Genomic DNA, 19,276 nt, shown 5'->3' with positions numbered 1-19,276 from the left:
CTTGCCAACCCCGGGTGTCCCGGATGGGGCGGGAAAGTCGGGACGGGAGAGGTCAGGAGTCGGTGGGCTCGGGGCGGAGGGTGAGGCTGATGGAGTTGATGCAGTAGCGCTGGTCAGTGGGGGTGTCGTAGCCCTCGCCCTCGAAGACGTGCCCGAGGTGGCTGCCGCAGGTGGCGCAACGGACCTCGACGCGCTTCATCCCGAGCGAGCGGTCCTCGATGAGCTCCACGGACTCGCCGGCCAGGGGGGTGTAGAAGGACGGCCAGCCGCAGTGGCTCTCGAACTTCGTCTCGGAGCGGAAGAGCTCGGTGCCGCAGGCCCGGCAGGCATAGACGCCGACGGTCTTGGTGTCGGTGTACTCGCCGACGAAGGGCCGCTCGGTGCCGGCCTGCCGCAGCACCTGGTACTCGGCGGGCGAGAGGGCCGCGCGCCACTCCTCGTCGGACTTCTGGACGGTGTACTCGCGCTCTGTGGGCTTCATCGTCATGCCCCTGCCAACACCGATCGCACGCGGATGGTTCCCGCGCCGCACACGCGAAAGACGCCCACAAGATCCGTCACCCTCACCGTGACCGTCACCGGTCGTGGCTCGCCGGACCGCGGGCGTCGGGGCCGCTCAGTAGGCTCGCCCGCATGGCCGATGCGCAGATCGTCGAGGTGGACGGGCCGGACGGGGTCCGCGAGGTGCGCCTCAGCAGCCCGGACCGGGTCATGTGGCCGGACGCGGGGATCACCAAGGGGGACCTCGCGGGCTACGTCATGGCCGTCGGCGACGTGCTCGTCCGGCACATCGGGGACCGCCCGGTCACCCTCCAGCGCTTCCCGGAGGGCATCGAGGGCGAGGAGTTCTACCAGAAGAACCCGCCCAAGGGCATGCCCGACTGGGTGCGCACCACCCGCTGCCGCTACCCCAGCGGCCGCCGGCACGACCAGATCGTCGTCGACGAGGTCGCCACCGCCGTCTGGGCCGTCCAGATGAACGCCGTGACCTTCCACCCGTGGCCGGTGCGCACCGACGACAACGACGACCCCGACGAGCTGCGCATCGACCTCGACCCGCAGCCGGGCCGCACCTTCTCCGACGCCGTCGAGGCCGCGCAGGCGCTGCGCGAGCTCATGGCCGAGATCGGGCTCACGGCCTGGGCCAAGACCAGCGGCAACCGGGGCGTGCACGTCTACGCGCGGGTGGCGCCGACCCGGGAGTTCCTCGACGTCCGGCACGGTGTCATCGGCATCGCCCGCGAGCTCGAGCGCCGCCTGCCCGACCTCGTCACCTCCTCGTGGTGGAAGGAGGAGCGCGGGGAGCGGGTGTTCGTCGACTTCAACCAGGCCTGCCGCGACCGGACGATCGCCAGCGCGTACAGCCCGCGGCCGCTGCCGGGCGCACCGGTCTCGATGCCCGTGACCTGGGAGGAGCTGCCCACCGTCGCGCCCGGCGACTTCACCGTCCTCACCGTGCCCGACGTCCTCGAGGACCGCGAGGACGCGTGGGCCGGCATCGACGACGCGGTCGGCGACGTCGACGCCGCCATCGCCCTGTGGGACCGCGACGTCGCCGAGCGCGGGCTCGGCGAGCTGAACTTCCCGCCGGACTACCCGAAGATGCCCGGCGAGCCCCCCCGGGTGCAGCCGAGCAAGCGGCGCCAGGACAAGGCCGACGACGAGTACATGGCGCCCAAGGCCGAGCGGGACGCGGCGCTGCGCGAGGAGTGGGGGATGCCGGTCGTCCCGCCGGTCTCGCCGATGCTCGCCAAGCCGGTCAAGGGCTTGGAGGCCAAGGCGCTCACCGACGTCGAGGTCGTCTACGAGCCGAAGTGGGACGGCTTCCGGTCCATCGTCTTCCGCTCCGGGGACCGGGTCGAGATCGGCAGCCGCAACGAGAAGCCGATGACCCGCTACTTCCCCGAGGTCGTCGAGGCCGCCCTGGCCAACCTGCCCGAGCGGTGCGTCGTCGACGGCGAGATCATCGTCGTCCGCCCCGGGGAGGACCGACTCGACTTCGACCTGCTGAGCCAGCGCATCCATCCCGCCGCCAGCCGCGTCACCAGGCTGAGCCACGAGACCCCGGCGCGCTTCGTCGCCTTCGACCTGCTGGCCCTCGGCGACGACGACCTCACCGGTCGCCCGTTCGCCGAGCGCCGCCGGCTCCTGGAGGAGGCGCTGGCCGACGCGCAGGCGCCGGTGCACCTCACCCCCGCCACCACGGACCGGGACGTCGCCGCCGACTGGTTCACCGCCTTCGAGGGCGCCGGGCTCGACGGCCTCGTCGCCAAGCCCGTCGACGGCGTCTACGAGCCCGACAAGCGCACGATGCTCAAGATCAAGCACGAGCGGACGGCCGACTGTGTCGTCGCCGGCTACCGGGTCCACAAGTCCGGGCCGGACGTCATCGGCAGCCTCCTGCTGGGCATCCACGACGGGAACGGCGACCTGCTGTCCGTCGGCGTCATCGGGGCCTTCCCCATGGCGCGGCGCAAGGAGCTGTTCGAGGAGCTGCAGCCCCTGGTCACCGACTTCGACGAGCACCCGTGGGCCTGGGCCAAGCAGGAGGAGGGCACCCGCACCCCGCAGAACGCGGCCGGGAGCCGCTGGGCCGCGGGCAAGGACCTGTCGTTCACCCCGCTGCGGCCCGAGCGCGTCGTCGAGGTGCGCTACGACCACATGGAGGGCGTGCGCTTCCGGCACACCGCGCAGTTCGTCCGCTGGCGTCCGGACAAGGACCCCGCCGACTGCACCTACGACCAGCTCGACGAGCCCGTCTCCTACGACCTCTCTGCGGTGCTCGACGGCGGCGTGGCGGACACCGTCGGCGGCGGGTCGTGAGCCCGGGCCGCTCCGGCCCCAGCCGCACCCGGGTCGCCGCGGTCGCCGGCGCCGCCGTGGGCGGGACGACCGCCCTCGCGTCGGCGGCGGGGTCGCTGACGGCCGCCGCGTACTTCGCCCGGCGGGTGCTCACCCCGGACCCGCGCCGGCCCGACGACGTCGTCGTCCGTGAGGTCGGCGCCGACACGGTGCTGCTGGACACGACCGCCGAGACCGTCGTCCCCGGCCGCTACGGGCTGTGGCTGGACGGCGGCAGCGGGCACGCCCGCCTCGGCGACGTCGTCGAGATCGACGCCGCCGTCGGCGTGGTGCGCCGCGAGGTGCTCGGCGTCGACGCCGGCTCGCTGCACCCCGGCACCGCCCGCTGGAACGGCTGGTACCACGGCGGGCCGCCGGACGTCAGCCTCGGCCTGGCCACCGAGCACGTCCACTACGACGGCGAGCTCGGCGCGATGCCGGCCTGGGTCGTCGCGCCCGACGGCGGACCGGGGGAGCGGTGGGCGGTCCTCGTCCACGGCCGCGGGGCGCGCCGGGAGGAGACCGTGCGGGCGCTGCCGCCGCTGCTGGAGGCCGGCTGGACCTGCCTCGTCCCCACCTACCGCAACGACGAGGGCGTCCCGGCGGGCGCGGACGGCCGCTACGCGCTCGGCCTCTCGGAGTGGCGCGACGTCGACGCCGCCATCGCCTACGCCGCCGGTCGTGGCGCCCGCGAGGTCCTGCTCGGCGGGTGGTCGATGGGCGGGGCGATCGTCCTGCAGCTGCTCGACCGCTCGGACCGCTCGGACCTGGTCTCGCGGGTCGTCCTCGACGCACCGGTCGTCGACTGGGGCGACGTGCTCACCCACCACGCCCGCCAGCACCACGTACCCCGTCCGGTGGGCACGCTGGCCCGCACGATGATGCGCCAGCGGTGGGGCCACCGGCTCGTCGGAGTCCACGAGGGCGTCGACCTCGCGCTCACCGACTGGGTGCGCCGGGCCGACGAGGTGCACCACCGCATCCTGCTGGTCCACAGCGCCGACGACGAGTTCGTGCCGTTCGGGCCGTCCTTCGCCCTCGCCCAGGCGCGTCCGGACCTCGTGACCTTCGAGGAGTGGCGGGTCGCGCGGCACTGCAAGGAGTGGAACACCGACCCGGTGCGCTGGGAGGGCCTGGTCCGCGGCTTCGCCACCGGCTGACCGACGACCGCCGGGGTCGCGGGGCAGCCGTGCCGCGACCGGTGCGGCCCGGGACGCGGAGGTCAGCGCCGGACGCGCCAGAGGCCGAGCAGCGTCCCGGACTCCTCGAGCAGCAGGTGCGGCCGCGCCGCGACGCCGTCCGGCGGGGCCAGCGGCGCCCCGGTGACGATCCGCGGTCCGTCGCCGCCGACGACGAGGGGCGGCAGCGTCATCGCCAGCTCGTCGAGGACGCCGGCGGCCAGGGCGGTCCCGAGCAGCGAGGGCCCGCCCTCGACGAGGACGTGGCGCAGCCCGCGCTCCGCCAGCCGGTCCAGGGCGGCGGCGAGGTCGACGTCGTCGTCCCCGCAGACGAGCACCGACTCCTCGCCGAGCACCGAGCGCGCCCGGTCCAGGGCCCGGTCGCCGGCGGCGGCGCACGTGACGAGCAGCCCGGCGCCGCGCCCGTCGGTCGGGGTCCGCAGCCCCTCGGGCACCCGCCCGGAGCGGGTCACGGCGACGAGCGCGGCGGGCACGGGGGAGCGCCGGGTGGGGGCGACCCGCTGGTACCCCTCCTCGCGCATCGTGCCCGCGCCGGCGAGGACGGCGTCGGCGTGGTCGCGCAGAACCGAGAAGACGCGGTGGTCGGCGTCGGTGTTGATCGAGCCGCTGCGCCCGTCGGCGCCGACCGCGGAGCCGTCGAGGGTCGAGACCATGTTGGACCGGACCCAGCGCCGGCCGCGGGGCGGCGCGTAGAGGTCGACGAGGTCGGCCACGGTGAGACGGCCGCCGGGGTCGGCCGGGCGGCGGGGGTCGAGGAGGACGCGCACGACCTCATCCAAGCAGCGTGGCTCTGGAAGGATGTCGCAATGGGCAAGGGTGAGACGAAGAAGCGCAAGGGCAAGAGCAAGGGCGAGAAGCGCAAGGGCGGGTCCCCGAAGGCGGACCGCCTGGAGCGCCGGGCCGTCGCGGCCGCCGAGCTCAGCGGCAAGGCCGCGAAGAAGGCGAGGAAGGCCAAGGACGAGGCCCGCGAGGCACGGCAGGCGGACAGTGTCGAGACCGCGTCCTGGTCGAGCACCCTGGCCGTCGGCCCGGAGTTCGACCTCGGCGACGTCGACCCCCGCTCGACGCCGGGCTTCGACGGCAAGAAGAAGGACGCCGAGAAGGTCATGCTCGAGCTGCAGGAGCGGCTCTCGGACCTCCAGGAGCGGCTCTACGCCGAGTCCAAGGGCGGCGGCACGCGCTCGGTGCTGCTCGTCATCCAGGGCATGGACACCGCCGGCAAGGGCGGCATCATGCGGCACGTCGTCGGGGCGGTCGACCCGCAGGGCGTGCACATCACCGCGTTCAAGGCGCCGAGCGGAGAGGAGCGCCGGCACCCCTTCCTGTGGCGGATCCGCAACGCCCTGCCGGGCGCCGGCCAGATCGGCGTGTTCGACCGCTCGCACTACGAGGACGTCCTCGTGGTGCGGGTCCACGACCTCGTGCCGCGGGCCACGTGGGCGCGCCGGTACGCGCAGATCAACCGCTTCGAGGAGTCGGTGGTCGACTCCGGCACCGCGGTGGTCAAGGTCATGCTGCACGTCTCCAGCGACGAGCAGAAGGAGCGCCTCACCGAGCGGCTGCACCGGGGCGACAAGTACTGGAAGTACAACCCGGGCGACGTCGACGAGCGCGGCCACTGGGCGGAGTACATGGAGGCCTACCAGGTGGCGCTGGAGAAGTGCTCGACGCCGGTGGCGCCCTGGCACGTCGTCCCCGCCGACCGGAAGTGGTACGCGCGGCTCGCCGTCACCAACCTGCTGCTCGAGGCGCTGGAGGAGATCGACCCGCAGTGGCCGGAGGCGGACTTCGACGTGGAGGCCGAGCGCGAACGCCTGGCGATGACCCCCTGACGCCCGACCCGGCGGCCGGCCGGACCCGCCGGGGCCGGGTCGCCGGGCGCCGCCGTCACGCCCCGGTGCGACGCAGGGCGGTCCGCCGCCCCGTCGCTGCTCATCGCCGCGGGCCCCGGCGACTACCGTGGGCCCCATGACCGACGCGAGACGGCGGATGCGCCGGGTGCTCGCGAGGGTGCCGGGGGCCTTGACCATCGCCCGTCTCACCGTCGTGACGACCCGCATCTGCCTGCGCTACCGCGTCACGGGCCTGGCGTCCGAGGCGGGGTTCTTCGCCTTGCTGTCGCTGCCGCCGCTCGTGCTCGGGCTCTTCGGCGGGCTGGGCTACCTCGGCAACGCCCTCGGCCCGGCCACGGTCGACGAGGTGCGCGCGGACATCCTGCGGTACGCCGCCCGGTTCCTCACGACCCCGGTCATCGACTCCGTGCTCGGCCCCACCGTCAACGACGTGCTGCGCACCGGCCGTGCGGACCTGCTGTCCATCGGCTTCGTCCTGTCGCTGTGGTCCGGCTCGCGGGCGCTCAACGTCTTCGTGGACACGATCTCGATCATGTACGGCCAGTCCGGTGTCCGCGGCATCGTCCCCACCCGGGCGCTGTCGTTCTCGCTGTACGTCGTCGCGCTGGTGCTCGGGATCGTGACGATCCCGCTCGTGCTGCTCGGCCCGTCGATCATCCAGGGGTGGCTGCCGCAGCACCTCGACGGCCTCGTGCTGCTCTACTGGCCGCTGGTCACGGTGCTGACCGTCGGCGGGCTCACGAGCCTCTACCACGTGTCGACGCCCCGCCGGTCGCCGTGGACGCGCGACGTGCCCGGGGCGGTGCTGACGCTCGTCATCTGGGCGCTGGCCTCCCGGGTCGTCCAGGGGTCGCTCGCGGCCTCGCTCGGCGGCTCGTCGATCTACGGACCGCTGTCGGCGCCGATCGTCCTGCTCATCTGGCTCTACGCCCTCGCCATCGCCGTCCTCATCGGTGCCGCCCTCAACGCGGCGATCCGCGAGATGTGGCCCCACGACGAGCGACGCGCGCTGCACACCCGCTTCCTCCACTGGCTGCGCGACCTGCGCGAGCGGCGCAGCGGCGTCGTCCCCCAGCCGGTGTGGGGCGACCCCTTCGAGGGCTACGCCCGCTCGGCGGCGTTGCACGACGAGCTGGACCTGCGCAGCCTGCGCGAGGCCGCGAACCGGCCGCTCACGCCCCTGGCGAGCAACGGCTCGGGACGGGACGAGGCGCCCGCCCCGGAGACCGTCTCGGCCGCCGAGTCCGACCGCTGAGGGGCGCCGCCCCGAGGTCCCGCCCGGTTTGGAGAACGCCGCCGGAATCGGCTACTGTCTCGGAGCACGCCACACGGGGGAGCCGGAAGGTTCCAGCGGGTGCGCGACGCGCGGATGTAGCTCAGTTGGTAGAGCGCAACCTTGCCAAGGTTGAGGTCGCCGGTTCGAACCCGGTCATCCGCTCGGAGGGTTAGCCGCCCCCGATGGTGGAGTGGCCGAGAGGCGAGGCAGCGGCCTGCAAAGCCGCGTACACGGGTTCAAATCCCGTCTCCACCTCGAGTAGTACCCCCTCGGGCGATTGGCGCAGTGGTAGCGCGCTTCCTTGACACGGAAGAGGTCACTGGTTCAAACCCAGTATCGCCCACCACGACGAACGGCCCCTGACCTACGGAGACGCGGGTCAGGGGCCGTCACTCTCTCCATCCATGGCGGATGCGAGGGTCACGCGTCGCCGTCGACGGTCGCCCGGACGAGGGCGGCTGCCATCCACGCCATCACGTCGAGCGCGGTGTCGCGGTCGACCTGCGCGATGTCGGCGCTCCACACCACCGCGTCGGCCCCGAAGAGCGGGACGAGGGCGACGGCCAGCCGCTCGCGCGACGCCGGGGACACGTGGTCGGGCAGGCCCTCGAGCAGCTGGGCGATCCACCGGCCCCGGTTGGTGTTGCCGCGCCGCGGGCTCGTGCCGGCGCGCTCGGGCGCGAGGGAGAGCCGCAGCAGGGTGCGCAGCTCGTTCTCGTGGTCGAACGCCCAGGTCCCCATGCTCCGCACCAACGCCGACGCCTGGTCCGGCAGGTCCGCTGCCGGGTCGGCCTCGGATGCCGCGTCGGGCACCTCCAGCTGCTGGTCTGCGTCCGCGACGAGCGGCATGGTCGCGTGCATGACGACGGCCTCGTTGCTGGGGAAGTAGCGGTAGGCCGTCGCCCGCGAGACGCCGGCGAGCTCGGCGGCCGCCTGGACCGTCAGGGGTGCTCCCGACCGCAACAGGTCGCGGGCCGCCTCCTCCAGCAGGCGCTGGGTGCGCTCTCTGGGACTGGGCCTGCGGGCCGCCCGATCCGTCGACATGGCCGCCCAGGCTACTCGCCGGTGAGCGCGAACTCGTAGGACCTCCGCACCAGCCCGCGGACCACCGACTGCTCCTCGTCGTCCCGCGGCGCGTAGAGCATGACGACCGTCGGCGGCGCCTGGCCTTCGTGCACGAGGTAGTGCGGCTCGGCCCACCCGGCGAGGGTCGCGGCCCGCGCCACCTCGACCGGGAGCGTGACGTGGAGGCTGTGGTCGCCCCCGGCGTGGCCGTGGCAGAACTCACGGCCGACCATGAACGCCTCGGGAGGACCGACGTCCCCCTCGGAGGTCACCACGAGCGCGCGCGAGCCCGGCACCGCGATGCGCGAGGGCTGCCGGCCCACGTGCGGCCACGACCCTGCGCGGTCCAGGACGGCGGTCAGCACGCCGTCGTCCTCGGGCTGCTGGTCGAGCTGCGAGTGCGGCAGGCAGGTCGTCGTGCGCGGGCGGACCCCGGCCCGCGTGGGCAGCGGGACGTCGGCCACCATCAGGCGGCCGACCAGAAGAGCTCGATGGGGACGCCGTCCGGGTCGTGCACGAGCACCGACGCGAAGGCGGGCTCGGCGTTCTCGTGCACCGCCTCGCGCGGCACGTCGAGCGCGTCGAGGTGCGCGGCCCAGGCGTCGACGTCGCCACGCTCCTCGACGCGGAGGGCGAGGTGGTCCAGGCCCGTCCGCCGTGCGTCGAAGGGGAGCCGGTCGGCCCGTGGGTGGTGGTCGAGCCCCAGGAAGAGCGCGGCGCCCGGCCGCATCATGACCACGGTGTACCCGCCGCCGGTGGGGTGCGGCTCGACGAACGCCCGGACCATGCCGAGGACGTCGCCGTACCACCGCTCGCTGTGGTCGACGTCGCGCACGGTGAGGCCGAGGTGGTGGACGCCGGCGAGCGGCGGCGTCGTGCCGGTGGCGTCGACGGCGGACCGGCTCGTGGGATGACTCATGGGGTGTCTGCCTCTCGTGGTGGGTGGATCAGCCCCGGTAGGGCTCGGTGGCGTAGCGGGCCATCACCTCGAGCACCTCGGCCGGGACGAGCGCGCCGTCCGGGCCGGGCCGCAGGTCCGCCAGGTCGCGGAAGTAGCCGAGATAGCGCTCCGGGGTCACCGTGCACAGCAGCGTCGCGGGCGTCGCCGGGTCGGCGTTCCCGAAGGTGTGCGGGTCGCCGACCGGCGCGGTGACCAGGCTGCCGGCCGGAGCCGTCAGGTGGTCGGCACCGCTGGTGAAGCGGACCGACCCCGCCACGACGTAGAAGGTCTCGTCGTGCTCACGGTGCACGTGCTGAGGCGGCCCGGGCCAGCCGGGGGCGAGGACGCACTCGGCGACCCCGAAGCGGCCCCCGACGCCGACGCCGTCCTCCAGGACCCGGAACCTCACCGGGCCCGCGGCGATGGTCTCGCCCTCGGTCGGCGTGGTGAGCGTGACTGTCATGGCGGACCTCATCTGCGACAATGCGTCTCACAGTGAGACGGCTTGTATCATCAACCCCGCCCATCACCCCTGTCAACCCCTGCCCGGGAGTGGAGGGCCGGCCCGGCGACCGGCGGCACGTCGGCGTGAGGAGACGTCGGGACCGGGATGTCGAGCACGGCCCCGGCCGATCCACGGACGGGCGAGAACGAACCCGTCTGCACCGGGCTGCATCCGCACGAGTCCGCAGCGCCGCCCGCCGGGTCTGGTCAGGGCCGCCCATCGGTCCGGCGTCGCCGGGGCCGGATGTCCGGCCGCCGTCGCGGCGGGCGGGTGCGGGCCAGCACGGCCGCCGCGGGAGCGGTTCTCGTGGTGCGGGGGGCACGGGCCTGACCCGTTGGTCGGGATCCAGCGCGCCCACGTCCGCCGGCGGACACGGTGCCCGGGCCGGGGGCGGAGCCCGGCCCGGGCGTCGCGGCTCGACACCGGCCGGCGGAGCCCCCGGCGCACCGAACCGCGCCGGGAGCCCCACCGCGGTCGACCCGAGGGACTGTCGCCCGGACGGGTGCCGCGGCGGCACACTTTTCGACCGCCGTCTCCGTCCGGTCCCCTCGTGCCGACCGAGCCGGTCCCGTCACCCCGTAGCAGGGGGTTGGGGTGCAGGGACCGGTGCCGCGCCTCCATCGTCGTCGAGCGCACCCGCGCGCGACAGACTCATCGGCCCCTACCGCACCTGATGCACCTGACCCACCCCGGCGGCCCGTGGCCGGCGGTCAGTCCCGACGGGGGATCGTCAGCTCGACCCGTGTGCCGCCGGACGCCGGGCTGTCGATGCGCAGCGTGCCTCCGAGGGTCTCGGCGCGCGCCTGCATCGTCGACAGCCCGAGGTGGCCGGGATCCGCGGCGGAGACGGCCCCGCCGACGCCGTCGTCCGAGACCGACAGGACGAGCGTCGACGGACGGACGTCCAGGGTCACCTCGACCCGGCGCGCGGACGCGTGCTTGCGGGCGTTGAACAGCGCCTCCCGCAGGATCCGGTAGGCCAGCACCTTCATGTCCGGGTGCAGGGGGACGTGCGGGCCCCCGGTCACCTGCACGGTCGTCTCCGTCCCCCGGAACAGCCCGTCGGCGAGGACGGCGAGCACGGGCCCGAGGCCCTCGGTGAAGTCCGGCGGCCGGAGCGCGACGACGAGGTCCCGGAGCCCCTCCACCGTCTGCTCGAGCAGGGACACGACGTGCTCCACCGGTTCGACGAGCTCCGGCGGGAGGCGCGGCTCCATACCGTCCAGGCGCAGGATGGCGGCGACGACGAGCTGCAGCGGCTCGTCGTGGACGGCCTCGGCGAGGAGCCGCCTCTCCCGCTCCTCGACCAGCTCGTCGGCCTCGCGACGGCGCCGGTCGGCCACCCGCTCCTCGGTGATGTCCTCGACGACGGCCCGCAGCCCCAGCAGCCCGCCGCTCTCGGACCGGGCCGGCGACACGCGCGCGCGCACCCAGACGGTCCCGCCGTCCCGGTGCCGCAGCTCGAGCTCCGCGCTGCGCGGACCGTGCGTCGCGACGCGGCTCACCAGCAGGTCCCGGTCCCGGCCGTGGACGTAGAGGTCGGCAGAGGTCGACACCTCGGCCAGGAAGGCGGCGGTGTCGTCGTACCCGAGCATCCGGGCGAAGGCCTCGTTGACGACGACGAACGTGCCGGTGGGGCCCGTCTCGACGACGCCCTGGTCGATGGCGTCGAGGATCTCGAGGTACCGGCGCTCGGTCAGGCGGGCACGGTCGGACGGCCCGCCGGTGTCACCGGAGGGGGCCGAGGTCGCGTCGGGCCGTGCCGCGGCCGCCCTCCCGGACCCGGGCGACAGGGCGCCATCGCTCCCGGCGCCGCTCCGGGCGTCGTCGGCCATGGTGTCCCCTTCTCCCGCACGGTCGCCGCGTCGTCATGCTAGGACGACACGACCCGCCCGGGAAGGGTGGGTGGCGCAGGTGGGGCCGCGGTCAGGGCGCGGACAGGGCCTCGCGCAGCGGGGCGAGGCGGCCGGTCTTGGGCACGAACACGTCGGCGCCGGCGGCGAGCATCTCGCGCTGGACCCGTTCCTCGACGTGGGCCGAGAACACGACGATCCGCACGTCGGGCCGTCGCCGGCGGATCTCGGCGGCGAGGCCGGCCCCACCGCCGGGCAGGGCGACGTCGAGGACGACGACGTCGACGGCGTTCGCGTCCAGGGCGGCGAGGCACTCGGGGCCGGTCGCCGCCTCGGCCGTGACGTCGAGGCCGGGCAGGTCGGCGAGGACGACGCGCAGCGACTCGCGGACCTCCGCCTGGTCGTCGCAGAGGAGGACGCGCCGGGGGGTGACGGCCGTCGTCACCGGCCTCGCCCCCGCGGCGTCGGGGCCCGGAGCCCGGCGCGTCTCACGGCCCGCTCACGATGTTCTCGCGGACGGCGATGGTGACCGCCTCCAGCTTGGTGTGCGCGCCGAGCTTGGTGATGACCGCCTGGATGTGGTTGCGGGCCGTCGCGTGCGAGATGACGAGCTCGGCCGCGATCTCGCGGGTGGAGCGCGCCCGCACGAGGAGGCGGAGGACCTCCCGCTCGCGGGGGGTCAGGTCGTGACCGAGGGCGGGCAGGCCGCCCCCCGGCGTGGGGAGGAGGCGCAGCACGTCCTCGGGCGCCAGGACGAGGGTGCCCTCGGCGGCGTGCAGCACCGCGTCGAGGAGCGCCCGCGCCCGGCGCCCCTTGTTGACCACGCCCGTCGCGCCGGCCTCCAGGGCCAGACGGAGGACGTCGACGCTGTCGTCGCCGGTGACGAGGACGACCTTGGTGTCCGGGCTCGCCGCCCGCAGGCGGGGGATGAGGTCGGTCCCGGTGCCGTCCGGCAGCCGCTGGTCCAGCAGGCACACCGTCGGGTTGAGGCGCCCGACCGCCGCGGCGCCCTCGGCGCAGGTGGCGGCGACCGCCACGACGTCGATGCGGTCGCTCGCCGCCAGGGCGGAGGCGAGCGAGTCCGCGACGAGCAGGTGGTCGTCGACGATCACGACGGAGACGATGTCCGTCGCGGATCGGGTGGTTTCCTCGGTAGCCGTTGTCATGTCGCGCTTCCCACGGTCGGTCATCCGATCCTCCGTCGTCTCCGGCGGCCGCGGTAGACGCAGCCGCTCCGGGCGAGTCTGGTGCATCTGCATCAGGAGGTCACGTCCGGCCGGGACCCCGGCGACGCCGCCGTCCCGCGACATGACGAAGGCCGGCCCGGATCGACGTGCAGGGGGGCGGCGATCCGGACCGGCCTGGACAAACGCTAGACACCCGGGCCCGGCGCCGCAGGACCTTGGCGCGGTCCGGCCGTTCGTCCGAGGAAGGTCGTCCGTTCGGCCAGTGGTCACCGAAGGTAAAGAGAAGGTAAAGTACAGCGCAGAGGTGGTCAGGACTGCAGGGGTCAGGGCCGCCGCCGCTGGGCGAACCGCAGGGGGTTCGGCTCGGCACCCGTTGGCCGGCACTGCAGGGATGTAGGCCACCCAACGACACCGGCGCCCCCTCCGTTCGCGGAGGGGGCGCTGACGTGTACCGGGGTCCCGGGCCGGAGCGCTGCCCGGGATCCCGGTGCATGGCGGCGGGGTCCCCCGATGCGGTTGACTGGGCGGCACGCCGCGGCCGGCGGCGGCATCCGGGCGGAGGGCTCCCATGGGCAGGCTGGTCTACGCGGCGAACGTCTCCCTCGACGGCTTCCTCGAGGACGAGGACGGCCGGTTCGACTGGTCGGTGCCGGACGAGGAGCTGCACGCGATCTGGAACGAGCACGAGCGGCGGATCGGGACCTCGCTCTACGGCCGCCGCATGTACGAGACCATGCGGGTCTGGGAGGACGACGACTGGCTGGCCGACGAGCCCGCCGTGGTCCGCGAGTACGCCGACATCTGGCGGGACACCGACAAGGTCGTCTACTCGACGACGCTGACCGAGCCGAGCACGGCGCGCACGAGGGTCGAGGCGCGCTTCGACCCCGAGGCCGTGCGGACCCTCAAGGAGTCCTCCGAGGCCGGGCTGAGCATCGGCGGCGCCGGCATCGCCGTGGAGGCGTTCCGCCACGGCCTCGTCGACGAGTGCGTGCTCGTGCTCTGCCCCGTGCTCGTCGGCGGCGGCAAGCCCGCCCTCCCGCGGGGTGTACACCTGGACCTCGAGCTGCTGGAGTCGCGGGCGTTCGACAGTGGCGTCGTCCTCCTCCGGCACGCCGTCCGCCACCCGGCGTGACCGCCGGCGCCGTTCAGCCGAGCTCGTTCTGACGGCGGGCGGCCCGCCGTCCCAGCGTCGTCACCACGTCGCGCACCCGCGAGGGGTGGCGTCGGGCCACGGCGGCACCCTCGGGCCCGGGCGCGTCCGTCCGGCGCCAGTCGCGCTCCGGCGCGCGGCCGGGCAGCAGCCGGGCGGCCAGGCCGATCGCGCGGACGGTCGTCGCGGGCGCCACTCCGTGGACGCGGCGGGCCAGCGCCACGTAGGGCGAGGTGCCGACGGTCGGACGGCCGGCCAGGACGCCGTCGACGATGCGGCGGGCGGCGCGGTCGACCGGGAGGCTGACGCCCGGCAGGGAGGCACCCGCGGAGAACCACGCGTGGTCGACCGGGGCGTCGCCGGTGAAGCGCGCGTGCACGTGGCCGCCGGTGCGCATGAGCCACGGGGTGACCGACGTCGCGGTGACCCCGGTCCCGGCGAGCTCGGCGGCCAGCCCCTCCGCGAGCCCGACGGCCCCGAACTTCGCGACGCAGTAGGGCAGGAGCCGCGGCACCGCGACGAGCCCGCCGACGCTCGCGACGACGCCGATGCGCCCGACCCCCCGCTCGCGCATGGCGGGCAGCACCGCAAGCGCGAGGTGCAGCGGGCCGTAGAGCATGGTGTCGACCGCCTCGTGGACGTGGCCGAGGGTGACCCCCTCGATGCCGCCCACCTCGATGACGCCCGCGACGTGGAAGGCGGCGTCGACCCGGCCGTCTTCACCGAGCACGGCGTCGACGACGGCGGCGACGCGGTCGGGGTCGCGCACGTCGGCGACGTGCGGCACGTAGGCGCCGTCGGGTCCGCCGACGGCCGCGACGGCACGGTCCAGCTCGGCGCCGTCGCGGGCCAGGCCGTGCACCCGCCAGCCGCGGGCGACGAGGACGCGGGAGATCTCGAGGCCGAGGCCGCGGGAGGCGCCGGCGACGATCGCCACCGGGTGCTCGGCGGACGGCGGGGATGGGGTCGGGCGGGGGCGGGCGACGGTCGTCGGGGTCACGCCGGGGGAGTACCCGGCGCGCCCCTCCGGGACACCGCGGCCCGCCGACCCTCGACGGCGGGTGTGCCCGCACCCGGACGCGGGTAGGTGTCCATGACGACCGACGGCAGGAGGCCGACAGTGCGAGCAGTGGTGTGGCAGGGAACGAAGGACGTCCGGGTCGAGGAGGTGCCCGACCCACGGATCGAGGAGCCGGGCGACGCCGTCATCCGGGTGACGAGCACGAACATCTGCGGGTCCGACCTGCACCTCTACGAGCCGTTGGGGGCGTTCATGACGCCCGGTGACGTGCTCGGCCACGAGGCCATGGGTGTCGTCGAGGAGGTCGGCGGCGACGTCACGGACCTCGCCGTGGGGGACCGGGTGGTCATCCCGTTCCAGGTCTGCTGCGGGACGTGCTGGATGTGCGAGCGCGGGCTGCAGAGCCAGTGCGAGACCACCCAGAACACCGACCAGGGGACCGGGGCGACGCTCTTCGGCTACTCCGAGCTGTACGGCGCCCTCCCGGGCGGGCAGGCGGAGTACCTACGGGTGCCGCACGCCTCCTACACCCACGTCAAGGTGCCCGAGGGGCCCGGCGACGAGCGCTTCGTCTACCTCTCCGACGTGCTGCCGACCGCCTGGCAGGGCGTGGAGTACGCCGACCCGGACCCCGACGGCACGCTCCTCGTGCTGGGGCTCGGGCCGATCGGCGACATGGCCTGCCGCATCGCCCAGCAGCGCGGCGTGCGCCAGGTCATCGGGGTCGACCTCGTCGACGCCCGCCTCGACCGGGCCGGGGCCCGCGGCGTGACGACCATCGACCTGCGCGAGGTCGACGAGGTGGGCGACGCCGTGCGCGACCTCACCCAGGGCCGGGGCGCCGACGGCGTCGTCGACGCCGTCGGGATGGAGGCGCACGGCTCCGGCGTGGCCAAGCTGTCGCACAAGATCATCGGGGCGCTGCCGTCGGCGGTGACCAAGCCGGTGATGACCCGCGTCGGGATCGACCGCCTCGCGGCGTTCTACACCGCGATCGACGCCGTCCGCCGGGGCGGCACCGTGTCCCTCAGCGGCGTGTACGGCGGCATGACGGACCCGCTGCCGATGATGACCCTCTTCGACAAGCAGGTCACGCTGCGGATGGGGCAGGCCAACGTCAAGCGCTGGGTGCCCGAGATCCTGCCGCTGCTCACCGACGACGACCCGCTCGGCGTCGACGACTTCGCCACGCACCGCCTGACCCTGGAGGAGGCACCGGACGCGTACGCGACGTTCCAGGCCAAGGAGGACGGCATGGTCAAGGTCGTCCTGGAGCCGGGGCGGCGTCCGGCCGGGGCCTGACCCCGCCGTGGCCCCCTCCCGCGCCGAGCGGCCGGGACGACCCCGGACCCGAGGAGCCGTCCCGTCGCCGACCGTAGGGTGGGCGCGGTGACGAGTGACGCGGTGGTCGTGGGCGCGGGCCCGAACGGGCTCGTGGCCGCGATCGCGCTGGCCGACGCCGGGTGGGACGTCGTGCTGGTGGAGGCCGAGGACGAGGTCGGCGGCGCGGTGCGCAGCGCCGAGGTCACGGCGCCCGGCTTCGTCACCGACCTCTTCAGCGCGTTCTACCCGCTGGCCGCGGCCAGCCCGGTGATCCGCGACCTCGACCTCGGGGCGCACGGTCTGCGCTGGGAGCGCGCGCCGTCCCCGGTCGCGCACGCCTTCCCCGACGGCCGGGGCGCCGTCGTGCACCACGACCCCGACCGGAGCGCCGCGGGGTTCGAGGCGCAGGCCGCCGGGGACGGCGACGCCTGGCTGCGCATGGTCGCCGGCTGGGACGCCGTGCGCGACCCCCTGCTCGACCTGCTCTTCACCCCGTTCCCGCCGGTCCGCGCGGGGCTGCGGCTGCTCGGCCGGACCCGCGTGTCCGGGGCGCTGGACCTGGCCCGGCTCGCCGCGCTGTCCGCCCGGCGCCTCGGCCGCGAGGAGTTCCGCGGCGAGGGCCCGCGGGCCCTGCTCACGGGCAACGCCATGCACAGCGACCTGCCGCCCGAGGGCGCGGGCAGTGCCGTGTTCGGCTGGCTGCTCGTCATGCTGGCGCAGGACGTCGGGTTCCCCGTGCCGCGCGGCGGGGCCGGGGTGCTCGCGACCGCGCTGCGGCGACGGGCCGAGGCGGCCGGGGTGCAGGTGCGGTGCGGCAGCCCGGTCGAGGAGGTGCTCGTCGCCGGAGGCAGGGCCCGCGGCGTCCGGCTGCGCGGCGGGGAGCGGCTGCGGGCCCGCAGGGCGGTCCTCGCGGACGTCTCGGCCCCGTCGCTCTACCGCGACCTCGTGGGCGAGCGGCACCTGCCGCCGCGCCTGCTGCACGACCTCGACCGCTTCCAGTGGGACCCGGCGACGCTCAAGGTCGACTGGGCCCTGGACGCCCCGGTGCCGTGGACGGCGGGCGAGGCCCGAGGCGCCGGCACCGTCCATCTCGGCCGCGACGACGACGGCCTCGTCGACGTCTCGGCCGACCTCGCCGTCGGGCGGGTCCCGGACCCGCCGTTCGTCCTCTTCGGCCAGATGACCACCGCCGACGCCACCCGCTCGCCGGCCGGGACCGAGTCCGCGTGGGGCTACACCCACGTGCCGCGGGACGCGGCGGGCGACCCGGACGCCGTCGAGGCCGTCGTGCGCGGGGTCGAGGCGGCGGTCGAGCAGGTCGCGCCGGGGTTCGGCGGGCACGTCGTCGCCCGCCACGTCCAGGGACCGCGCGACCTCGAGGGGCGGGACGCCAACCTCTCCGTCGGCGCGCTCAACGGGGGCACCGCCGGCCTGCACCAGCAGCTCGTCCTGCGCCCCACCCGGGGGCTCGGGCGCCCCGAGACCCCCGTCGCCGGGCTCTTCCTGGCCGGGGCCGCCGCCCATCCCGGCGGCGGTGTGCACGGGGCCTGCGGCTGGAACGCCGCCGTCGCCGCGCTGCGGCAGGAGGGCACGCTGGGTCCGGTGCGCCGCGCGCTCGTGCGGACCGCCTGGTCCCGGGTGCTGCGCGAGGACTGAGCGGCGGCGCTCAGCCGTCCGCGCGCAGCTGCTCGCGGTGCCGGCCCTCGGCCACGAGCGCCAGCCGGTGCAGGGTCTCCCGGTTCCGCGGCAGCATCCCGGCCTGTCGGACCGGCAGCGGGACGAGCCGGGCCGGTCCGGTGGAGGCGTCCTCGGCGATGGAGACGGTGCACGTCGCCGGCCCGTCGGGCACGATCTCGATCTCGACCCGCGCCTCCCCGGCCGGCCAGCCGCGCGCGGTGAGCACGACGCGGTGCGGCGGCTCGGCGGACTCGACCGAGGTGGAGTCGGACAGGGTCAGCGGCCAAGGGCCGACGCTGTGGTGCAGCCGGCTGCCCGGGGCGGGCCACTGCGGGTCGACGTCGCGCACCCGGGCGGTGCCGACGACCCACGTCGAGTACTGCCAGCCGTCGGCGATGACGTCCCACACCGCCGACGCCGGCGCGGCCACCGTCCGGGACACCCGGGGTCGGTGCAGCTCGCGGTGCTCGGTCATCGGGGTCTCCTCGGGGTCGTCGGTCGGGGGCGGTGCGGGATGGCGCGGGTCGTGGACGTTGCCCGCCGTCGCGTCGAGACCGGTCCAGGGGGCGAGGCCCAGGGTGCGCATCATCGGGGTGACGAGCACGTCGAACAGGCCCGGGGCCAGGCGGAAGCCGGCGACCGCGAGCAGGTTGGCGGGCCCCACGTGGGTGAGCCGCCGCGGCCGGCGCAGGACGCGGGCCACGCGGTCGGCGACGTCGTCGGCCCCGAGAACCGGGGGAGGGGGCTGCCCGTGCCGTCCCATGACCGAGGCGGCCTGCCGGTAGACCGGGGTGTCGATGCCGCCGGGGGCGACGAGCGAGACGTGGGTGTCCACGCGGTCGCGGGTCTCGATCTGCAGGGTGCGGACCAGCCCGTGGACGGCCCACTTCGACAGCACGTAGGACCCCATGTACGGCGTCGCGATCTCACCGAGCAGCGACCCGACGACGACGAGGTGCCCGCCCCCGGTGCGGCGGAAGGCCTGCAGCGCGGCCCGGCAGACCGACAGGGTGCCGAGGACGTCGGTGCGCACGACCTCGTCGATGACCTCGCCCGGGACCTCCTCGACGTGCCCGTAGGCGACGACGGCGGCGGCGTGGACGACGACGAGCCCGGCGCCGTACGCGTCCGCCGCGGCATCGACCGCCTCGGCGACGGCGGCGTCGTCGCGCACGTCGAGGACGAGCACGCGCGCCTCGGCGCCGGCGGCCCGGCAACCCGCGGCCACCTCCTCCAGCGCCTGCCCGGACCGGGCGGCGAGGACGAGCGGGACGCCGTCGCGGGCGAGCCGCAGCGCGACGGCACGGCCGATCCCGCTCGAGGCGCCGGTGACGAGGGCACCGGTGACGGGTCGGGGTCGGGGCACGGGACCTCCTGGGATCG

18 protein-coding genes and 3 tRNA genes are annotated in these 19,276 nt (G+C 75.1%); 10 read left to right on the top strand and 11 right to left on the bottom strand.

The window, feature by feature from the left end:
• Window positions 1-52 precede the first annotated feature (52 nt).
• Entirely contained in the window at window positions 53-481 is a 429-nt protein-coding gene (gene msrB, locus EPD83_RS06440) for a peptide-methionine (R)-S-oxide reductase MsrB (RefSeq protein WP_407676017.1), read from the bottom strand.
• A gap of 152 nt (window positions 482-633) precedes the next feature.
• Between msrB and EPD83_RS20945 the strand changes: the two genes are divergently transcribed.
• Window positions 634-2,823 carry an ATP-dependent DNA ligase gene (locus EPD83_RS20945; protein ID WP_165566364.1) on the top strand — a complete coding sequence of 730 codons (2,190 nt, stop codon included), beginning with the start codon at window positions 634-636 and terminating at the stop codon, window positions 2,821-2,823.
• Window positions 2,820-4,001 carry an alpha/beta hydrolase family protein gene (locus EPD83_RS06430; protein WP_128366984.1) on the top strand — a complete coding sequence of 394 codons (1,182 nt, stop codon included), beginning with the start codon at window positions 2,820-2,822 and terminating at the stop codon, window positions 3,999-4,001. The genes EPD83_RS20945 and EPD83_RS06430 overlap by 4 nt, the downstream gene beginning before the upstream one ends.
• 62 nt (window positions 4,002-4,063) lie before the next feature.
• Here the strand turns inward: EPD83_RS06430 and EPD83_RS06425 are convergent, their stop codons facing one another.
• Window positions 4,064-4,807: a dihydrofolate reductase family protein gene (locus EPD83_RS06425; RefSeq protein WP_128366985.1), complete on the bottom strand. Its 744-nt coding sequence runs from the start codon at window positions 4,805-4,807 to the stop codon at window positions 4,064-4,066.
• A 39-nt stretch (window positions 4,808-4,846) separates the two neighbouring features.
• Here EPD83_RS06425 and EPD83_RS06420 point away from each other — a divergent pair, with 39 nt between their 5' ends.
• From EPD83_RS06420 to EPD83_RS06400, 5 genes are all read left to right on the top strand, one after another.
• Window positions 4,847-5,872: a polyphosphate kinase 2 family protein gene (locus tag EPD83_RS06420; protein WP_128366986.1), complete on the top strand. Its 1,026-nt coding sequence runs from the start codon at window positions 4,847-4,849 to the stop codon at window positions 5,870-5,872.
• A 136-nt stretch (window positions 5,873-6,008) separates the two neighbouring features.
• On the top strand, window positions 6,009-7,148 hold the full coding sequence (locus EPD83_RS06415) for a YihY/virulence factor BrkB family protein (RefSeq protein WP_128366987.1): 1,140 nt from the start codon (window positions 6,009-6,011) through the stop codon (window positions 7,146-7,148).
• A 110-nt stretch (window positions 7,149-7,258) separates the two neighbouring features.
• Window positions 7,259-7,331, top strand: a tRNA-Gly gene (locus EPD83_RS06410).
• 22 nt (window positions 7,332-7,353) lie between these two features.
• A tRNA-Cys gene (locus tag EPD83_RS06405) sits at window positions 7,354-7,424 on the top strand.
• Between the two features lie 16 nt (window positions 7,425-7,440).
• Window positions 7,441-7,515, top strand: a tRNA-Val gene (locus tag EPD83_RS06400).
• 74 nt (window positions 7,516-7,589) lie between these two features.
• Here EPD83_RS06400 and EPD83_RS06395 read toward each other — a convergent pair.
• From EPD83_RS06395 to EPD83_RS06365, 7 genes are all read right to left on the bottom strand, one after another.
• The gene (locus tag EPD83_RS06395; protein ID WP_128366988.1) at window positions 7,590-8,213 is read right to left on the bottom strand and encodes a TetR/AcrR family transcriptional regulator; all 624 of its coding nucleotides are present in this window, start codon (window positions 8,211-8,213) and stop codon (window positions 7,590-7,592) included.
• A gap of 11 nt (window positions 8,214-8,224) precedes the next feature.
• The gene (locus tag EPD83_RS06390) at window positions 8,225-8,701 is read right to left on the bottom strand and encodes a luciferase domain-containing protein (protein WP_165566363.1); all 477 of its coding nucleotides are present in this window, start codon (window positions 8,699-8,701) and stop codon (window positions 8,225-8,227) included.
• Complete coding sequence (locus EPD83_RS06385) at window positions 8,701-9,153, bottom strand: VOC family protein (protein ID WP_165566362.1); 453 nt, start codon at window positions 9,151-9,153, stop codon at window positions 8,701-8,703. Before EPD83_RS06385 ends, EPD83_RS06390 begins: the two co-directional genes overlap by 1 nt.
• 28 nt (window positions 9,154-9,181) lie before the next feature.
• Entirely contained in the window at window positions 9,182-9,637 is a 456-nt protein-coding gene (locus tag EPD83_RS06380; protein WP_128367019.1) for a cupin domain-containing protein, read from the bottom strand.
• A gap of 752 nt (window positions 9,638-10,389) precedes the next feature.
• Window positions 10,390-11,514: a PAS domain-containing sensor histidine kinase gene (locus EPD83_RS06375; protein WP_128367018.1), complete on the bottom strand. Its 1,125-nt coding sequence runs from the start codon at window positions 11,512-11,514 to the stop codon at window positions 10,390-10,392.
• 91 nt (window positions 11,515-11,605) lie between these two features.
• Window positions 11,606-11,977 carry a response regulator gene (locus EPD83_RS06370; protein ID WP_128367017.1) on the bottom strand — a complete coding sequence of 124 codons (372 nt, stop codon included), beginning with the start codon at window positions 11,975-11,977 and terminating at the stop codon, window positions 11,606-11,608.
• 43 nt (window positions 11,978-12,020) lie between these two features.
• Window positions 12,021-12,644 carry a response regulator gene (locus EPD83_RS06365; protein WP_164896477.1) on the bottom strand — a complete coding sequence of 208 codons (624 nt, stop codon included), beginning with the start codon at window positions 12,642-12,644 and terminating at the stop codon, window positions 12,021-12,023.
• A gap of 643 nt (window positions 12,645-13,287) precedes the next feature.
• Between EPD83_RS06365 and EPD83_RS06360 the strand changes: the two genes are divergently transcribed.
• Complete coding sequence (locus EPD83_RS06360; RefSeq protein WP_128367015.1) at window positions 13,288-13,854, top strand: dihydrofolate reductase family protein; 567 nt, start codon at window positions 13,288-13,290, stop codon at window positions 13,852-13,854.
• Window positions 13,855-13,867: 13 nt separating this feature from the next.
• Here EPD83_RS06360 and EPD83_RS06355 read toward each other — a convergent pair whose 3' ends face one another.
• Window positions 13,868-14,872 carry an SDR family NAD(P)-dependent oxidoreductase gene (locus EPD83_RS06355; protein WP_128368395.1) on the bottom strand — a complete coding sequence of 335 codons (1,005 nt, stop codon included), beginning with the start codon at window positions 14,870-14,872 and terminating at the stop codon, window positions 13,868-13,870.
• A gap of 120 nt (window positions 14,873-14,992) precedes the next feature.
• Here EPD83_RS06355 and EPD83_RS06350 point away from each other — a divergent pair, with 120 nt between their 5' ends.
• Both EPD83_RS06350 and EPD83_RS06345 read left to right on the top strand, forming a co-directional pair.
• Window positions 14,993-16,195 carry a zinc-dependent alcohol dehydrogenase gene (locus tag EPD83_RS06350; protein WP_165566360.1) on the top strand — a complete coding sequence of 401 codons (1,203 nt, stop codon included), beginning with the start codon at window positions 14,993-14,995 and terminating at the stop codon, window positions 16,193-16,195.
• Between the two features lie 87 nt (window positions 16,196-16,282).
• Complete coding sequence (locus EPD83_RS06345; RefSeq protein ID WP_235950375.1) at window positions 16,283-17,872, top strand: phytoene desaturase family protein; 1,590 nt, start codon at window positions 16,283-16,285, stop codon at window positions 17,870-17,872.
• 10 nt (window positions 17,873-17,882) lie between these two features.
• Here the strand turns inward: EPD83_RS06345 and EPD83_RS20335 are convergent, their stop codons facing one another.
• Entirely contained in the window at window positions 17,883-19,259 is a 1,377-nt protein-coding gene (locus EPD83_RS20335) for an SDR family NAD(P)-dependent oxidoreductase (protein WP_205859432.1), read from the bottom strand.
• Window positions 19,260-19,276: the final 17 nt, after the last annotated feature.

It is taken from the genome of Phycicoccus flavus, from assembly GCF_004025965.2.
GTDB lineage: Bacteria > Actinomycetota > Actinomycetes > Actinomycetales > Dermatophilaceae > Phycicoccus > Phycicoccus flavus.
The sequence above is the reverse complement of the archived record's forward strand: the minus strand, read 5'-3'. Positions and strand labels throughout refer to the sequence as shown.